4 protein-coding genes are annotated in these 18,533 nt (G+C 65.4%); all 4 read left to right on the forward strand.

Annotation, left to right across the window (positions count from 1 at the left end; all coding sequences use genetic code 11):
- Window positions 1-105: 105 nt before the first annotated feature.
- The 4 genes from AC1RRJ_RS13370 to AC1RRJ_RS13385 all read left to right on the forward strand — a co-directional run bounded on the left by AC1RRJ_RS13370 (window position 106) and on the right by AC1RRJ_RS13385 (window position 18,526).
- Window positions 106-864, forward strand: a complete 759-nt coding sequence (locus tag AC1RRJ_RS13370) for a SapC family protein (RefSeq protein ID WP_493123472.1) — start codon at window positions 106-108, stop codon at window positions 862-864.
- Window position 865: 1 nt separating this feature from the next.
- On the forward strand, window positions 866-1,474 hold the full coding sequence (locus AC1RRJ_RS13375) for an OmpH family outer membrane protein (RefSeq protein ID WP_493123474.1): 609 nt from the start codon (window positions 866-868) through the stop codon (window positions 1,472-1,474).
- A gap of 620 nt (window positions 1,475-2,094) precedes the next feature.
- Window positions 2,095-2,607 (forward strand): Mpo1 family 2-hydroxy fatty acid dioxygenase, encoded by a 513-nt coding sequence (locus tag AC1RRJ_RS13380; protein ID WP_493123476.1) that lies wholly within the window; start codon window positions 2,095-2,097, stop codon window positions 2,605-2,607.
- Window positions 2,608-3,043: 436 nt separating this feature from the next.
- Complete coding sequence (locus AC1RRJ_RS13385; protein ID WP_493123478.1) at window positions 3,044-18,526, forward strand: autotransporter-associated beta strand repeat-containing protein; 15,483 nt, start codon at window positions 3,044-3,046, stop codon at window positions 18,524-18,526.
- Window positions 18,527-18,533 lie beyond the last annotated feature (7 nt).

The following is an 18,533-nucleotide window of genomic DNA, read 5'->3' on the forward strand; positions in this document are numbered from 1 at the left end:
CGGGCCGGGAGGGAGGGGGCGCCCTTCCCGGCCGATAGCGGACACAAGCCTGCCAAGTCTGCTTCTCTTCTCCTCCTCTCTCCTTTCCTGACGGACAGCTTCGACATGACCGAGAATAATGAAACCCGATTTCCGCTCTTTTACCGGCAGCCCGAGTTGCTCACGGCTGCGCAGCATGCCGACCTGCGGCTTCGCCCCGGAGGCTATGGCTTTGCGCAAAGCAGCAACGCCGTCCCGCTGACGATCATCGAATTCGGCGCCGCGATGTGCCACTATCCGATCGTCTTCGCGGCCGGTGACGGCTTTCCCGTTGCGATCCTCGGCCTCGACCGCAGCAACAGCTTCGTCGACGGCGATACCTGGGCGCCGGGCTGTTATGTGCCGGCCTATGCTCGCCGCTATCCGTTTGTTTTCGTCGACCGGTCGCAGGACAGTTTCGTCCTTGCGATCGACAGGGCCGCGCCGCATTTTGCCTCGAATGACGAAGGCGAGGCGCTTTTTCTGGACGGAAAACCGACCGGGCTCGTCAATAATGTCCTGACCTTCTGCCGCGATTTCCACGGCGCGCATATTCAGACCGACGCCTTCGTCGAGGCGCTCCTTGCGCAAGATCTGCTCGTCGATCAACACGCCGACGCGCGGCTGAATTCGGGGCGGGCATTGTTGCTTCGCGGATTCAGGATCGTCGATCGGGCGAAGTTCGATGCGCTTTCTGACGAACTGGTGCTCGAGTGGCATCGCAAAGGCTGGCTCGCGCTGATCCATTTCCATTTCCTGTCGCTCGATCGCTTCGCAAATCTTCTGGCTCGCGCCGAGGAAAATATGGACCTGGCGGAAGCCATCGCCGAAACAGAGGATGCTTGAAATGGCCCGGAAAAATATGATGCATGCTGCGATGATCGCCCTGATGGCGTTGTCCTCCTCCGCGTCCGCGCCCGTGGCTGCGCAGCAGGCCGTTCCTGCGCCGGCGTTTGGCGGCCCGGCGATTGCAGGCGTCTGCCTGCTGTCGCGAGAGGCGGTGTTCGCCAATGCGGCGGTGGGCAAGTCCGTGTCGGCGCAAATTGCGGAAATGACGCGCGCCGCCCAAGCCGATGTGGATCAGCAGCGCGTGCCGATCGAAGCCGAAGCCAAGGCGCTCGCAGGGCTGGCTCAGGATGCGAAGACGCAGCAACGGCGCGATGCTCTGGCGACACGCTGGCAGGAGCTTCAGCGTCAGGCGGCGCATGGCAGTCGCGAGATCGAGGCGACCCGCGCCAAGGCGCTGGTGCGCGTCGCCGACGAAGCACAGCCGCTGATCGCAAAAGTCTATGCCGAGCATAAATGCGGGCTGCTGTTCGATCGCGGGGCTGTCCTCGGCGGGAATTTTGCGAACGACCTGACCGCCGACGTGGTCGCTGCCCTCGATGCGAAGACCAGGACCATGAAACTGGAGCGTGAACAACTTCCAGAGGTCCCGAAAGGCACGCCCTCCTGAGGCACTCGGGAATAGCCAGGTAGCTGATGCCGGTCAGCCCCGAACGCATGCTTGAGGGGAACGCATTCCGCGTTGGGGGCACTGACCTGTTGCCTCTTTCTGAAGCAAACAGCGACGGCTTTTAGCCGCCGTCAACCAAAAGCGGCCTGACCGCAATCGGCCAGGTCCGGCCACAGATGCGGCCATCGCAGATGGGCCGACTTCCAAATATTGACCAGCCGGAGGTCGTGGAGGCTCCAATAGGAAATCACTCCAATGATCAGGCAGCACTCGCCGCATATCGAGGAGCTTGGTCTGTTTACAGGCTTTGGCAACCGCATCGGGCACTGTGTGTGAGAGTGCCGCTTCAGCGACCGGGCCGGGGAATATCCGGTCGCTGTCCGGCGCCTAATCGTGAAATGTCGATCGGGGGCATCCAGCCATCCCCAACCGATGATCGATCATGCGCTGCTCGCGAATTTCAGTCATTCGTGTCCCGCGCGCATCCCGTGCAATGTTGCTTCGTGTGACAGCATAAGTAATCTTCCGCCTCGCCGAAATGATCGCCTCGACGCCGATTGAAAAACAATCTGTTCAGATACGATGGCGATGATATGAACGGCAGGATGAGGAGAGTATCGATGAAATCGCTCGTGGACCATCTTGCCCAATATGCCGCTTATCACCGCGATTCGCGCAATATTGTTACCCATGTGATCGGGATTCCCATGATCGTCGTCGCGGTCGCGATATTATTGTCGCGTCCGTCTTTGATCCTGTTCGACTGGCCATTATCGCCGGCAGTTCTGGTCGCGATTGCAGGTGCTCTTTTCTATTTGCGGCTCGACTTGCGTTTCGGCGCCGTGATGACTGCGCTGCTCGCGCTCAGCGCGCTTGTTGGGCAGGCGCTTGCGGCAGAATCGACGACCGTGTGGCTGGGATGGGGGCTCGGGTTGTTCCTGGCTGGATGGATCATTCAGTTCGTCGGCCATTATTATGAGGGGCGCAAACCGGCGTTCGTCGATGATGTGATGGGGCTTGCAGTCGGGCCGCTGTTCATCGTCGCGGAAGTTGCCTTTTGGCTGGGGTTGCGCGACGATGTGCGCCGCGTCGTCGAAGAGCGTTCGGGCCCGGTGCGCGTGACCGCGCGCTGAAATGGCGTGGGGCGCCGCGCTCCACGCGTTTCCCTGTCCAAGGCTTCGGGGCTTGTTACCCCAAGGTTGCGTGCGGTTGACACCGTGACATGCGATGATTTCACTTCCCCCGCGTAACTAATTGATAATACATAGGACATATTCCGTCCGCACGCGCAGCCGCGTTGGCGGAGCCGCTGCATATTTCCGGGGTAGTCGTCGTCGGCGGCGACCGGATCAAGGTCTCCAGCTTCCTGCCGGAGGCTTTGCGGGGCAGCCTAGGGGAGGTCGAATGAGCTGGTATCGACGATGGCACCATGGCGGCCATGCGAACCGGGTCCGGCTTCCCGATCGCCGTCGCGATTAAAATCGCGCCGCCGCGACCTTAACGAAATTCCCTCGATCTGCCTCATCCGCGCGCGCGGATTTGCGCCCCCTTGCGCCTGAAAGACATATCATGACCAATTCGATGAAGCTCGCCCAAGGCAATCGCGGCACGCAGGGGCTTTCGAGCCGCCTGCTTTCGGGGGCATCTCTTGCGGCGGTTCTGGTCTGCGGCTTTTCGTCGGCGGCCCATGCCGAAGATCGCAACTGGGATGCCAATGTCACAGCGGTCGGATCGGGCGGTACCGGGACCTGGAACCTCGAAAGTCTCACCTGGAGCCCCGGCACCGACGGGGTCAGCGGACCCTATGATCGTCCCTGGGACAATGGCGCGCTCGACAATGCGATCTTCGGCGGCACCGCCGGCACCGTGACATTGGGGGTACCGATCACGGTCGGCAATATCACTTTCAGCAGCGCGGGTTATATCCTCTCGGGGCAGCAGCTGACGCTTGGCGGGGCGGCATCGACCATTGCGACGAACCACAGCGGAAATAACACGATCCATTCGGTGATCGCCGGTTCGTCCGGGCTGACCAAGACCGGCGCCGGGCATCTGGTGCTCACCGCAGCGAACGTCTTCACCGGCGATATCAACATCACCGGCGGCAGCATTTACGCCAGCAGTGATGCCGCTCTGGGGGGCGCCGGCAACAATATCTTCACGGCGGCGGGCTCAACGGCCCGGTTGTCAATCGCGGGCGCGAGCACAAGCCGCGCGGTGCAGATTGGCGACGGCGGCAGATTGATCCTCGAGGGCAGCGGGGCCGGCTCGGCGCTTGTCACGGGCAACGGCCGGGTGTCGGTGGGTAACGGCGTCGTGATGAGCAATGACGACAGCACCTATACCGGCAGCACGACCTTCAACGGCATCAACGGTATCGCCAACAGCTATTTCACCTCGATCGGCAATCTCGGCGAGGCGAGTTCGCTCGGCGCTCCCGTCACGGTCCTCGATGGCACGATCATCTTCGACCAGAGCAGCCAATATTCGGACAATGTCATCTATCTGGGCGACGGCGACAGTTCCAACCGCAATTGGCGGATCATCGGAACGACCGCGAATATCCGCAACCGCGGCACGGGAACGCTTTCGATCACCGGCGATGTGTCGGGTGGCGCCACTTTCTTTGCGGAAACGGCCGACATCGAATTGCTGGGCACGCTCAGCGGTGGTTATTATGGATTCAGCGGCGATGCTGCCCGGACGATCATGCTTGGCCACGCCAACAGCTTCACCGGCGCTGCCGGGATCAGCGAGGTCACGGTCGTTGCCATGGTTCTCGCCGACAAGGGCATGGTCAGCTCGCTGGGCGCGGGGACGGGAGCCATCTCGATGGCCGCTGGCGGTGTCCTCAGCTATCGCGGCAGCGGCGGCGGGACCAACCGCGACTGGGCGATCAACGGCATTGCGAACATCCGCAACGATGGTGTCGGCGCGCTCGATCTGAGTGGCGCAGTTGTCTTTGCTCCCGGCGGTGCGATCGATACGCTGACACTCGGCGGCAGCTTTTTTGTGGGCACGAATATCTTCTCCGGTGTGATCGCCGGCGCGGGCAATGTGGCCGGAAACGGCAGCGGCACCTGGGTGCTCAGCGGCGCCAACAGCTTCACGGGCAATGTCATCGTCGATGCGGGCGTGCTGCGTGCCGGCCATGCCTCGGCCTTCGGTGCCACCAAGGGCCTGATCGTCAACGGCGGCACGCTCGACCTCGCGGGATATGATCTGACCGCGCCGTCGCTCACTGGAACCGGCGGCGCGGTAGCCCTGGGCGGCGCGACGCTGACGGTCGACGGGGTGGGCAGCCAAAGCTATGCCGGCAGCATCACCGGCAACGGCGGGCTGCGCAAGGCGGGCGCCGGGACGCTGACGCTGACCGGGGCAAGCGTCTATGCGGGCGCTACGACAATCGGCGGCGGCAAGCTCGCGCTCGACTTCTCGGGCGCCGGCGGCCCGATCAATGATATCATCGCGGCATCGTCGCCGCTGATCCTGACGGGCGGCACGCTCGATGTGATCGGCGCAGCGGGCGAGACGAACAGCCAGAGCTTCAGCGGCGTGACGGTGGGCGCGGGCAGCAACATCATCCGCGCGACCAATGGCGTGGGCGGCACCGTCAACCTCAACCTCGGCGCGATCAGCCGCAGCGGCGGACTCGTCAATTTCATCCTGCCGGGCGGCGGCGCGATCACCACGGCCAATGCCGACGGCCTGCTCGGTGGATGGGCCACGATCAACGGGTCCGACTATGCCAAGGTCACCGGCGGCGTGATCATGGCGTTCGACGATACCGATTACAGCAACAAGGACGACGCCGGCACCTGGGCGAACAACGATATCATCAGCGACAGCGGGAATGCGGCGAACACGCCCTTTTTCGGCACGCTTGGCGGTGACGTCCAGCTCGGTGGGCTTCGCTATTCCGCCAACGCCGGTTCGACGGTGAACGTCGGTGCGGGGAATATATTGGGCGTCGATGGCACGATCATCATCGCGCCGAGCACGGGGACCAGCAACCAGACCATCACCGGCGGTTCGCTGACCGGCGGCGCCAATGGCGGAACTCTCGGTGTTCAGCACAATGGCGGCGGGGTTTTCACCATCGCATCGTCGATCGTCGACAATGGCGTGGGCACCGCGCTCTCAAAGGGCGGCGCGGGCATTTTGGCGCTGAGCGGGGCGAACAGCTACACCGGCGCGACGACCCTCGCCGGGGGGACGCTGCGCTTTAACAGCATCGCCAATGGCGGCATCGCGAGCGGCATCGGCGCCTCGACGGCCAATGCGTCGAACCTCGTGATCGAGGCGGGCACTCTGCAATATACCGGCACCACCGGCACCACCGATCGTGGCCTTACGCTCGTTGACGGCGGCGCGTCGCGGACGATCGACGTCACGCAGGGCGCGGCGAACCTGACCTTCACCGGTCTGGTGACGAGTTCCGATCAGGCGGGCTTCATCAAGACCGGGATCGGCACGCTGACCCTCGCGAACGCTGCGAACAATTATGTCGGGGTGACCGACGTGGCGAACGGCAGGCTGTCGGTCAGCGCATTGGCCAATGGTGGCGTCGCGAGCGGAATCGGCGCAGCGAGCGCCGATTCGGCCAATCTGATCCTGCGCAATGGCGGCCGCCTGCAATATACGGGCGGCACGGTCGCCATCGATCGCGGCTTCACGCTCGCGAACTCGTCCGGCTCGATTGATGTCTCGCAGGCCGGCACAACGCTGACCATCGGCGGCAACGTCATAGGCGCGGGAATCTTCGGCAAGGAAGGCGACGGCATATTGGTGCTGAGCGGTGCCAACACCTATTCCGGCGGCACCACCGTCAGTCGCGGCACACTGCGCGCGGGATCCGCCACCGCCTTTGGCGCGGCATCCAGCCAATTGGCGGTCAATTCGGCCGGAACGGTCGAGCTGGGCGGGTTCAACATCACCGCCGGGATGCTCGTCAGCGCGGGCGTCGTCAGGCTGGGATCGAACACGCTGACCACCACGGGCGGCTCGGGCGTCTTCTCCGGACGGATCACCGGCACGGGCGGGTTCACGCGCGGCGCCGTCTCGGGTGGAGGTGGCCCCACGCAGTCATTGCTCGGCTGCACCAGCGATTACACCGGTGTAACGACGATCCTGGGGCCGCTGGCTATCGATTGTATCGCCAATGGCGGGGTCGCGAGCAGCATTGGTGCATCGGGCGCGGCTTCGGCCAATCTGGTTTTTGGCGGCGGCTCCCTTACCTATTCGGGGGCAAGCGCAACAACCAACCGCGGTTTCACGCTGACCGGCAATGGTACCCTCAATGTCTCCAGTGCAGCGACCACGCTCGAGTTTCAGGGCGCGATCGGCGGCGGCGGGGCGCTGCTCAAGGATGGCGCGGGCACGCTGGTCCTTTCCGGTACCAACACCTATACCGGTCCGACGCGGGTCGGCAGCGGCACGTTGAGGGCGGGCTCCGCGCAGGCCTTCGGGGCTGCGGGGCCGATGCTCCTGAGCAATGTCGCGGGTGCGGTCCTCGATCTTGCCGGTTATAATACCAGCGTCAGCTATCTGGAACTGGGTGGTCCTGTCGGCGGCACCGTCAATCTGAACGGCGCCACGCTGACGATCACGGCCGGCAACAATTCGGCGACCTCCTATTTCGGCGGCTTCATCAGCGGCGCGGGCAACCTGATCAAAAATGGCACCGGGACGCAGAAGCTGACGGGTTGCGACAGCGACTATAGCGGCACCACCACGATCAACGGCGGTATTCTTGCTGTCAGCTGCCTTGTCGATGGCGGGCTGGCCAGCTCGATGGGAACATCGAGTGCGGCCGCCAGCAATCTCGTTCTGAACGGAGGCACGCTGCGCTATGCGGGCACGGGTGACAGCACGAACCGGCAGTTCATGCTGGGGGCGTCGGGCGGTAACGGTCTCGACGCCTCGGGCACCGGCGCGATCAATTTCACCGCCAGTGGTCCGCTGACCTTTACCAGCCCCAATACCGCACAGACGCTGACGCTGACCGGGACGAACATCGGCAACAATATTCTCGCGGCCGGACTCACCAACAATGGCAGCGGGCTGACTTCGCTCGTCAAGACCGGCGTCGGTACGTGGATATTGACCAATCCGAACAGCAATTATACCGGGGCGACCACAATCAGTGGCGGCGTGCTGGGCGTCGACAAGCTCGCCAATGGCGGACTCGCCAGCAGCATCGGCGCATCGTCGGCCGCGGCGTCCAACCTGATCATCGGCAACGGATCGACGCTGCGCTATACCGGCGCCGGCGACACCACCAACCGCCTGTTCACCCTGTCGTCGGGGGTGACCTTCATCGAATCGTCGGGGACCGGCGCGGCCGTCTTCACCGACACCGGGGCGGTGACGCTGCAGGGCAACAACCTCGCGCGCACGATCGCACTCGGCGGCACCAACGCCGACAACAACACGCTGGCGGGATCGATCGGTAACGCCGGGACCGGCGTCACCATTTTGGCCAAGAATGACAGCGGCACCTGGGTGCTCACCGGCAACAACAGCTATAGCGGGGCGACCAACATCAACGCCGGTACGCTGTTCATCGGCAACGGCGGCACGACGGGTTCGGTCGCCAGCGCGACGATCAACAATTTCGGCGCGCTCGGTTTCAACCGCAGCGACAGCTGGGCCTATGCCGGCGCGATCGTCGGCACCGGATCGGTCCGTCAGGCGGGCAGCGGCACGACGATCCTGACCGGCACCAACCTCTATACCGGCGGCACGACGGTTTCGGCGGGGACGTTGCAACTGGGCAATGGCGGGGCGACGGGCAGCCTCGTCGGCGATGTCGCCAACGACGGTATCTTCACCTTCAACCGCAACAACGCCTATGTCTTCGCCGGGCAGATCTCGGGCACCGGCGAAGTGCGGCAGATCGGCGGCGGGACGACCACCCTGACCGCCGACCACAGCTATACCGGCGGCACGAGGATCAGCGCGGGGACGCTGCAGATCGGCAATAGCGGCGCGGTGGGCAGCATCCTCGGCGACGTCGCCAACAATGGCACGCTCGCGTTCAACCGGTCGAACGCGCTGGGCTTCGACGGCATGATTTCGGGCACCGGCGCGCTGCGCAAGCTGGGCGCGGGGACGCTGACGCTGACCGCTGACAACAGCTATGGCGGCGCGACGACGGTCGAGGCGGGGACGCTGCTGATCAACGGGAATCAATCGGCGGCCACCGGCCTGACGACCGTCAACAATGGCGCGACGCTGGGCGGCAGCGGGACGATCGGCGGCGATGTCTTCGTCGCCAATGGCGGCAACCTCAATCCGGGCAACAGCCCCGGCACGCTGACGATCGCGGGCAATCTCGCGCTGTCGGGTGGTTCGATCCTCAATTATGAATTCGGCCAGGCCAATGTCGTCGGCGGGCCGTTGAACGATTTGATCGAAGTCGGCGGCAATCTGGTCCTCGACGGGACGATCAACGTGACCGTGCCGACGGCGGGTGCCTTTGATGCCGGCGTCTATCGCGTGTTCAGCTATGGCGGCAGCCTGATCGACAATGGCCTGACGCTCGGCGCGATGCCGGCGGGAAGCGACGTCGCGGTCCAGACGTCGGTCGCGGGACAGGTCAATCTCGTCAATTCCACCGGTCTCGCGCTCAGCTTCTGGGACGGCAGCGCCGGGCCAAAGCTCAACGGCCAGGTCGATGGCGGCAGCGGCAGCTGGCACGTTGGCGGCGTCGACAACAACTGGACCGACGCGGCGGGCGGGGTCAATGCGGCCTATGCCAACGGCACCTATGCGATCTTCTCGGGTGCCATGGGCACTGTCACGGTCGATAACAGCCTGGGCGCAGTCAGCGCGCTGGGGATGCAGTTCGCGAGCAATGGCTATCGGATCAACGGCGATCCGCTGACCTTCGTTGGCCCGCAGTCGGTGATCCGCGTCGGCGACGGCACCGCGCTGGGCGCAGGATTCACCGCGACGATCGACAGCAGCCTCACGGGTGCGAGCCAACTCGCCAAAACCGATCGCGGCACGCTCGTGCTGAACGGCATCAACAGCTATACCGGCGGTACGCTGATCGACGAAGGCACGCTCAGCATCTCGAGCGACCTCAATCTGGGCGATGCGGCGGGCGGGATCATAATCAAGAACGGCACGCTGCACGCCGCGGCGGGGGTCAACAGCAACCGCGCGGTCACGCTGACCGGTGCGGCGACGCTATCGGTCCAGCCCGGCTTCGGACTGGTCATGAGCGGCGTCATCGACGGCGCCGGAAGCCTGACCAAGGCGGGCGGGCTGGTCATATTGACCGGCGACAACAGCTATACCGGCGGCACAACGATCAGCGCGGGCACGCTCCAGATCGGGGCGTCGACCACGACCGGCAGCATCGTCGGCGATATCGTGAACAATGCTGCGCTGGTCTTCTACCGTTCGAACGATATCGCATATGGCGGGGCGATTTCGGGTAGCGGACAGCTGACGCAGGTCGGCGCGGGGACGCTGGCGATGACCGGCATCAGCAGCTACACGGGCGCGACCAACGTCAATGCTGGCAGGTTGTTGTTGCAATCGGGCGGTCAGATCAACGCGACGTCGAACCTGAGCGTTGGCGGCGGCGGCGAGATGATCATCGACGGGACGGACTCGCGGCTGGTCACCGGACCGCTTGCTTCCGTCATCGGGTCTACCGCGAACAGCAGCGGCATGCTGACCGTACGCAACGGCGGGTCGGCATCCTTCGCCAATCTGGACATGGCGAGCGGGAATAATGGCACCGGAACGCTCAATATCCTCGGTGCGGGCTCGACGGTAACCGTGGGCGGAAACGGGACGCTCGGGCGGATCGGCACCGCGATGGTCAACATCTTGGGCGGTGGCAAGATGACAACGTCCGCCAGCGCGCTGGTCGGCGGCCAGTTGGCGACGAACAGCCGGGCGATTGTCACGGTTTCGGGTCCCGGATCCGAATGGAATGTCACCGGCGCATTCAACGCCCGCCGGGGCATGGTCACGATCGCCGATGGCGGGGTCGTGACCGCGGCTTCGGGGGTGATCGGTTTTGACGCCGGTATCGGCTTGACCAATCCCTCGATGGACCTGCTCGTCACGGGCGCGGGATCGCGTTTTGAAACGAGCGGGGCGCTCGCCATCACAAACTCCACTGCAGGAAACAGCCGGGGCACGATCACCATCGGCGATGGCGGCGTGGTCCGGGTCGGCGGCGGGACGCTGGCGATGGGGCCCGGCAATGCCGTGCTCTATATCGGTGACTTCCAATCGCTTCCGGTCGGTAAGCGCGCAGGTGTTCTGGACGCAGCGGAACTCAGCTTCGCGGCGGCCACCAATGCGGTCAATTTCAATCATATCGACAGTGATTATGTCTTTTCGACGCGGATGTCGGGCGCGGGCGAGGTCTATTCCAGCCGAGGCACGACGATCCTGACCGCCGACAATGCCCATTCGGGCCAGACCCATATCAATGGCGGCATGATTATCGTCAACGGCAACCAGTCGGCGGCGACCGGGCGGATCAGCGTCATGGCGGGCGGCGCGCTGGGCGGTCGCGGTGTGATCGGCGGCGCCGTGGAGGTCTTCGGGCGTATCGCGCCCGGCGATCTCGGCGAGGCGCCGGGAACGCTGACGATCAACGGAGATCTCTTCACCTCTTTCAACGCCAATCTCGATTATAGCTTCGGGCAGGCCAATGTCGTCGGCGGCGCGTATAATGATCTGATCAATGTCGGCGGCAATCTGACCCTCGACGGCACGCTCAACGTGACGGTGAGCCCGGGGGGCAGCTTCGATCCGGGTGTCTATCGCGTCATCAACTATGCGGGGTCGCTGACCAACAACGGGCTCAACGTCGACCCCGCCTATTATGTCCAGACCTCGGTCGCGAACCAGGTCAATCTGGTCAACACGACCGGGCTCACCATGCGCTTCTGGGATGGCGTCAACGGGGCGAAGAACGACGGGGCGATCACCGGCGGCGACGGCCTGTGGCAGAACATCGTCGGCAACGACAACTGGACCGAATATGACGGTTCCGCCAACGCGCCGTTTACCGACGATGCCTTCGCGGTCTTCTCCGGTCTCGGGGGCACGGTCACGGTCGACAACTCGCTCGGTGCGGTCACCGCTTCGGGCATGCAGTTCGCGAGCGACGGCTATATCATTTCGGGTGCCGACCTGGCGCTTGTCGCGCCGGAATCGATCATCCGCGTCGGCGACGGGACCGCGGGCGGCGCGGCCTATACCGCGACGATCGCCTCGAACCTGACCGGCGTCGGCAGCCTGATCAAATCCGATCTCGGCACGCTGGTGCTGACCGGGGCGAGCAGTTTCGTTGGCGAAACCTATGTCCGGGGCGGGGAGCTGCGGCTAGCCGACGGCGGCACGCTGAGCAATGCCGAAGGGGTGATCGGCCGCGAGAGCGACGAACAGGCCATTGTCACCGTCATCGGCACCGATGGCGGCGGCAATGCCTCGACCTGGACCAGCACCGGCAACCTTCGTGTCGGCGAACGCGGGGCCGGCAGGCTGAACATCCTCGATGGCGGCAAGGTACGCGCCGACGACTTCATCTATGTTGGTGACGACGTGGACAGCCAGGGCACTGTTACGGTCTCGGGACAGGATGCCAATGGCAATGGCTCGACCTTGACCGGTGCGCGAGACATTTCGGTCGGCGAATTCGGTACCGGCGCGCTGAACATCACGGCCGGCGGGCAGGTTCGCAATGAATCAGGCTATATCGGCTCGAATATCGGTGCGCAGGGTATCGTCACCGTGTCTGGCCGTGGCGCCAATGGCGCCGCTTCAACCTGGACGAACAACGCCGATCTGATCGTCGCTTACAACGGATCGGGCACGCTGAACATCGCCGATGGCGGCAAGGTTGTCAGCGGCTCGGGCACTGTCGGTCTCGATGCCGCTGGCGTGGGTCAGGTGCTGGTGACTGGCGCGGGCTCCTCGTGGGAAAACAGCGGGCGGATCAACATCGGCGGGTCCGGCAGCGGGACGCTGCGGATCGAAGATGGCGCGATGGTCGCGAGCAACGACGGGCTCGTCGGTGGTTCTGCGCTGGGCGACGTCGTCGTCACGGGCCCGGGCTCGTCATGGGTCAACACCCAGCAACTGACTGTCGGCAGCTTCGGCACCGGGACGATGCGAATCGAAAATGGCGCCAGCGTCACCAGCAATCAGGGCTATATTGGCGCCAACGGCACCGGTAGTGTCACCGTGACCGGCACCGGTTCCAACTGGCTGGTGACGGATTTCACCATGACCGTCGGCAACGTCGGTTCGGGGTCGCTGACGATCGACGACGGCGGGCGCGTGCGAGCCGGGGACGGTTTCTCGCTTGGCGCTGCCGCAGGGTCGAGTGCAAGCGTGACCCTGCTTGGCACGCCGGGCAGCCGCGGTATCCTCGAAACGAGCCAGATCGGCGCGGGCGACGGAACGGTGAACTTCTTGATGGACGGCGGCCTGCTGCGGGCCACCGCCGACAACGACAATTTCTTCGTCGGTTTCGGCGCGCGTGACCTGACGCTGGCTTTGAACGGCGGCGTCATCGACACCGACGGCCATGATATCGGCATCGCGCCGCGTTTCGCCGGGCTGGGCGGCTTGACCAAGACGGGGCAGGGCACGCTGAAGCTGACGGGTGCGAACAGCTACGCCGGCGCGACGCTGGTGAATGCCGGCACTCTGATCGTCAACGGTGACCAGTCGGCCGCGACGGGCCTGACGACGGTGTTTTCGGGCGCCACACTCGGCGGCACCGGAATCATCGGCGGCAGCGTCGCGATGCAGGGCGGCGCCATCCTTGCGCCCGGCGAGAGCGTCGGCACGCTGACGATCAATGGCAATCTGTCGCTCGCGGGCGGCACGATCCTCGATTACGCGTTCGGGCAGGCCCATGTCGCGGGCGGGGCGCTCAACGACCTCGTCAATGTCGGCGGCGACCTCGTGCTCGACGGGACGATCAATGTGACCGTCCCGGCGGGGGGCAGCTTCGGTCCCGGCATCTACCGCATATTCAACTATGGCGGGTCGCTCACCGACAACGGGCTCGCCCTCGGGACGATGCCGGCGGGTAGCCAGGTAGCGGTGCAGACGGCGATCGCGGGACAGGTCAATCTGGTCAACAGCCTTGGTTTCGCGCTCAGCTTCTGGGACGGTACGACCGGTCCCAAGAACAATGGTGCGGTCAATGGCGGCGACGGCGTGTGGCGCATTGCGGGCGGTGCGAACAACTGGACCGACGCCGGCGGCACGATCAACGCCGATTATGCGCAGGACAGCTTCGCGATTTTCTCGGCGGCTGCCGGGACGGTCACGGTCGACAATAGCGCGGGCAATGTCCTTGCTTCGGGCATGCAATTCGCGAGCGACGGCTATGTCATCGCCGGCGACATGCTGACGCTGACCGGAACCAGCGCGATCGTGCAGGTCGGTGACAGCAGCGCAGCGGGCGTGGGCTATAATGCGACGATCGATGCGGTGCTTGCGGGCTCGGCAGGGCTGGTGAAGACCGACAGCGGGACGCTGATCCTTACCGGGACCAACAGCTATGCCGGCGGCACGGCGGTCAATGGCGGCACGCTGCGCATCGCGCGCGACGCCAATCTGGGTGCCGTGGCGGGCCGCCTGAGCCTCGACGGAGGCACGCTCCACACGACGGCGGATATGGCCTCGAACCGCGCGATCACCATCGCCGTGGCGAGCGCTTTCCGCACCGATGGCGGTACGACGCTGACCCTCGGCGGGGTCATCTCCGGCACCGGCCCGCTGACCAAAAATGGTGCGGGTTCGCTCATCCTGACGGGCGACAATCTCTATGCGGGCGGCACCATCATCGATGCCGGCCTGCTTCAGCTCGGCAATGGCGGCTCCACCGGCGAGAGCACCGGCGACGTCGTCAATAACGGGACGCTGGCGTTCAACCGCTCGAATGGAGTGAGCTTCGCGGGCATGATCAGCGGCAGCGGTGCGGTTCAGCAGATCGGCACCGGCACGACCATATTGACCGCGAACAACAGCTATGGCGGCGGCACGACGATTGCCGGCGGCACGTTGCAGTTGGGCGATGGCGGTACGACCGGCGGAATCACTGGCAATGTCGTCAATAACGGAACGCTGACGTTCAACCGCTCAAATGATCTGACCTTCGCGGGGACGATCAGCGGCAGCGGCGCGGTTAATCAGACCGGCACGGGTACCCTGATTCTCACCGGCGGCAACAGCTATACCGGCGCGACCAACGTTGCGGCGGGCAGTTTGCTGGTCAACGGCGACCAGTTGGGCGCGACAGGGCTCACCAGCGTTGCGTCGGGCGCGACGCTCGGCGGAACCGGTACCATCGGCGGCAGTGTTGTCGTCGCCAACGGTGCGACGCTGGCTGCGGGTGCGGGCGGTGCAGGCGTGCTGACGATCAACGGCAACCTCGCGCTCGGATCGACCGCGAAGCTTGCCTATGATTTCGGCGCAGCGAACAATGTCGGCAGCCCGCTCAACGATCTGGTCAATGTCGGCGGCGACCTTGTGCTCGACGGCACGATCGACATTGCGGTTACCCCGGGCGGCAGCTTCGGCATCGGCCTCTATCGCGTCGCCAATTATGGCGGGACACTCACCGACAACGGGCTCACCATCGGTGGTCAGCCGTCGAGCGCCGATGCGTTCGTGCAGACCTCGGTCGCAGGCCAGGTCAATCTGATCAACACCGGCGGTGCGGTGCTGAGCTATTGGGACGGGGCTGCCGGACCCAAGCATAACGGCGCGGTCAACGGTGGCGACGGCGTCTGGCAGAACAGCAGCGGCAACGACAATTGGGCCGATGCGACCGGCGCGGTGAACGCGGGCTATGACGATGGCAGCTTCGCCATCTTCTCGGGCACCGCAGGAACCGTCACGATCGACAACAGCCTTGGCACGATCGGCGCTTCGGGGCTCCAGTTCGCGGCCGACGGCTACCGGATTATAGGCGGAGCACTGAGCCTCAGCGGTCCGGAGGCGGTGGTGCGCGTCGGCGACGGTACCGCGGGCGGCGCAGCCTATATCGCGACGATCGGCGCCGGGATTGCGGGTTCGGCGAAGCTGGTGAAGAGCGACGCCGGAACGCTCGTCCTCACCGGCACCAACAGCTATACCGGCGGCACGCGGATTGACGGCGGCACCTTGCGCATCGCGAGCGACGCCAATCTCGGCGATGCGAACGGTGGGCTCGGCTTTGACGGCGGCACGCTCCACACGACGGCGAGCTTCGTTTCGGCGCGTCAGGTCGACCTGACCGGCGGCGGCAGCTTCATCACCGATGCGGGTGCGACGCTGAGCCTCACCGGATCGCTTGGTGGTGCCGGCGCTCTCACCAAGGCCGGGGCGGGGACGCTGATCCTCGGCGGGACGGGAAGCCATTCCGGCGGCACGACGGTCGCGGCGGGGACGCTCTTCGTCAATGGCGACTATGCCGGCGCGACGGGCGCGACGAACGTCGCCTCGGGCGCGACGCTGGGCGGGACGGGTATCATCGGCGGCAATGTCACGATTGGCAGTGGCGCGACGCTGGCGCCCGGCGCTGGCAGCGTGGGCACGCTGACGATCGGCGGCCATCTGTCGCTCGCGGGCGGCTCGCGTCTCGCCTTCGAGCTCGGCGAAGCCGGGGTCGCGGGCGGCGCGCTCAACGATCTGATCCATGTCGGCGGCAACCTCGTCCTCGACGGCACGATCGATGTTGCGGTGCCGGCGGGCGGCGCGTTCGACGTCGGTGTCTATCGCCTGTTCAACTATGGCGGCGCGCTGACCAACAATGGTCTCGAACTCGGCACGCTGCCTGCGGGCGCCAATGTCGATGTCCAGACGTCGATCGGCGGCCAGGTCAATCTCGTCAATTCGGCGGGGCTGACGCTGAGCTTCTGGGACGGCGCGGCGGGTCCGAAGAACAATGGCGCGGTGAATGGTGGCGACGGCGTCTGGCAGAACAGCGCCGGCAACGACCATTGGACCGAAGCTTCGGGGGCGGTGAACGCGGCCTATTCGGACGGCGCCTTTGCGGTGTTCGGCGGCACGGCGGGGACGGTCACCGTCGACAACGCGCTCGGCGCGGTGTCGGTCGCGGGGATGCAGTTCGCGGCGGACGGCTATGTCATCACCGGCGACGCCATCGCGCTGGGTGTGCCGCAGGCGGTGATCCGTGTCGGCGACGGCAGCGCCCTCGGCGCGGGCTTCAAGGCGACGATCAACGCGGCGCTCGGTGGTTCGGCCGAGCTGGGGAAGACTGACGCAGGGACGCTGATCCTCGGTGGCACAAACAGCTACACCGGCGGTACGCGGATCACCGGCGGCACGGTCCAGATCGCCAGCGATGCGGGTCTTGGCGCCGCGGCGGGCAAGGTGACGCTCGACGGCGGCACGCTGGGGACGAGCGCCGACCTGACGAGCAACCGCGAGATCGCGGTCGCGGGCCCCGGCACGATCGCGGTCGCGGCCGACACGCGCTTCACTTTCGGTGGCCAGTTCGCCGGCGCGGGGACGCTCACCAAGGCGGGGGCGGGCAGCCTGCTCGTCACCGGCAACAACGACGGCTTCGGCGGTGCGACCCATGTCGCGGCGGGGACACTCGCGGTGCAGGGCAGCCTCGGCGGCGCGGTAAGCGTCGCCTCGGGTGCGCGGCTCGAGGGCGGCGGCCGGGTCGGCAGCCTCGTCAACAGCGGCGTCGTCGCGCCGGGCAGCAGCATCGGTACGCTCACCGTCACCGGCGATTATGAAGGCCGCGGCGGGGTGCTGGAGATCGAGGTCGAGCTCGGCGGCGATCGCTCGGCGTCCGACCGCCTCGTCGTCGGCGGTGCGACCTCGGGCAGCACCATCGTTCGTGTGACCAACCGCGGCGGCGCGGGTGCACAGACCGTCGAGGGCATCAAGATCGTCGATGTCGCGGGCGCGTCGAACGGCAGCTTCGCGCTCGACGGCGACTATCTGTTCGACGGCGAACAGGCGGTGGTCGTTGGCGCCTATGGCTATCGCCTCTACAAGAACGGCGTCGCCACCCCGCAGGACGGCGACTGGTATCTGCGTTCGGCGTTGCTCAACCCGATCGATCCCGAGGTGCCGCTCTATCAGCCCGGCGTTCCGGTCTATGAAGCCTATGTCGGCGCCCTGCAGGCGCTGAACGGCCTGCCGACGCTGCAACAGCGTGTCGGCAATCGCTCATGGGCGGGGTCGCCGGGCACGGATGGCTCGGGCATCTGGGGCCGCTTCGAATCGCAGCGCTTGCGTCCCGAAGCTGCCTTCTCGACCAGCGGCGCCGATCGGAAGACCGACGGCTGGCAGGCGCAGATGGGCGCCGATATGACCCTCGCCGAGCGCGGCGACGGCGCGGCACTCGTCGGCGGGATCAATGCCCATTATGGCACCGCCGACACTGCGGTCGCCTCGATCTTCGGCAAGGGGTCGATCGACACCAAGGGCTATGGCATCGGCGCGACGCTGAGCTGGTACGGGCCGCAGGGCTTCTACGTCGATGGTCAGGCGAAGCTCAGCTGGTTCGACAGCGACCTCCAATCCGACATCCTCGGCGCGCTGGTCGAAGGCAACAAGGGCAAGGGCCACGCGTTCAGCGTCGAACTGGGCAAGCGCTCGCAAATCGGCGGCAACCTGACCGTCACGCCGCAGGTCCAGATGACCTACGCACATGTCGGCTTCGACAGCTTCGCCGATCCGGCTGCTGCGGCGGTGTCGGCGGACAAGGGTGACAGCCTGAAGACGCGCTGGGGCCTGTCGCTCGACCATCAGCAAAGCTGGGGCGCGACTGGTGAGGGGCGGAGCACCCATGTCTATGCGACGATCAACCTCGCCTATGAATGGCTGGACGGCGCTCGCGTCCTTGTGTCGGACACCGCCATCGACAACCGCGTTCAGCGCCTGTCGGGCGAACTCGGCCTCGGCGGTAGCTACAGCTGGGGCGGCGGTCGTTTCACCCTCTACACCGAGGTCGCCGGCGACACCGCGCTCGCCGACTTTGGCGCGGGCTATAACCTCAAGGGCACCGCAGGCCTCCGCATGCGCTTCTGACCGGCAC

The organism is Sphingopyxis sp. GW821-FHT12C06 (genome assembly GCF_058807415.1).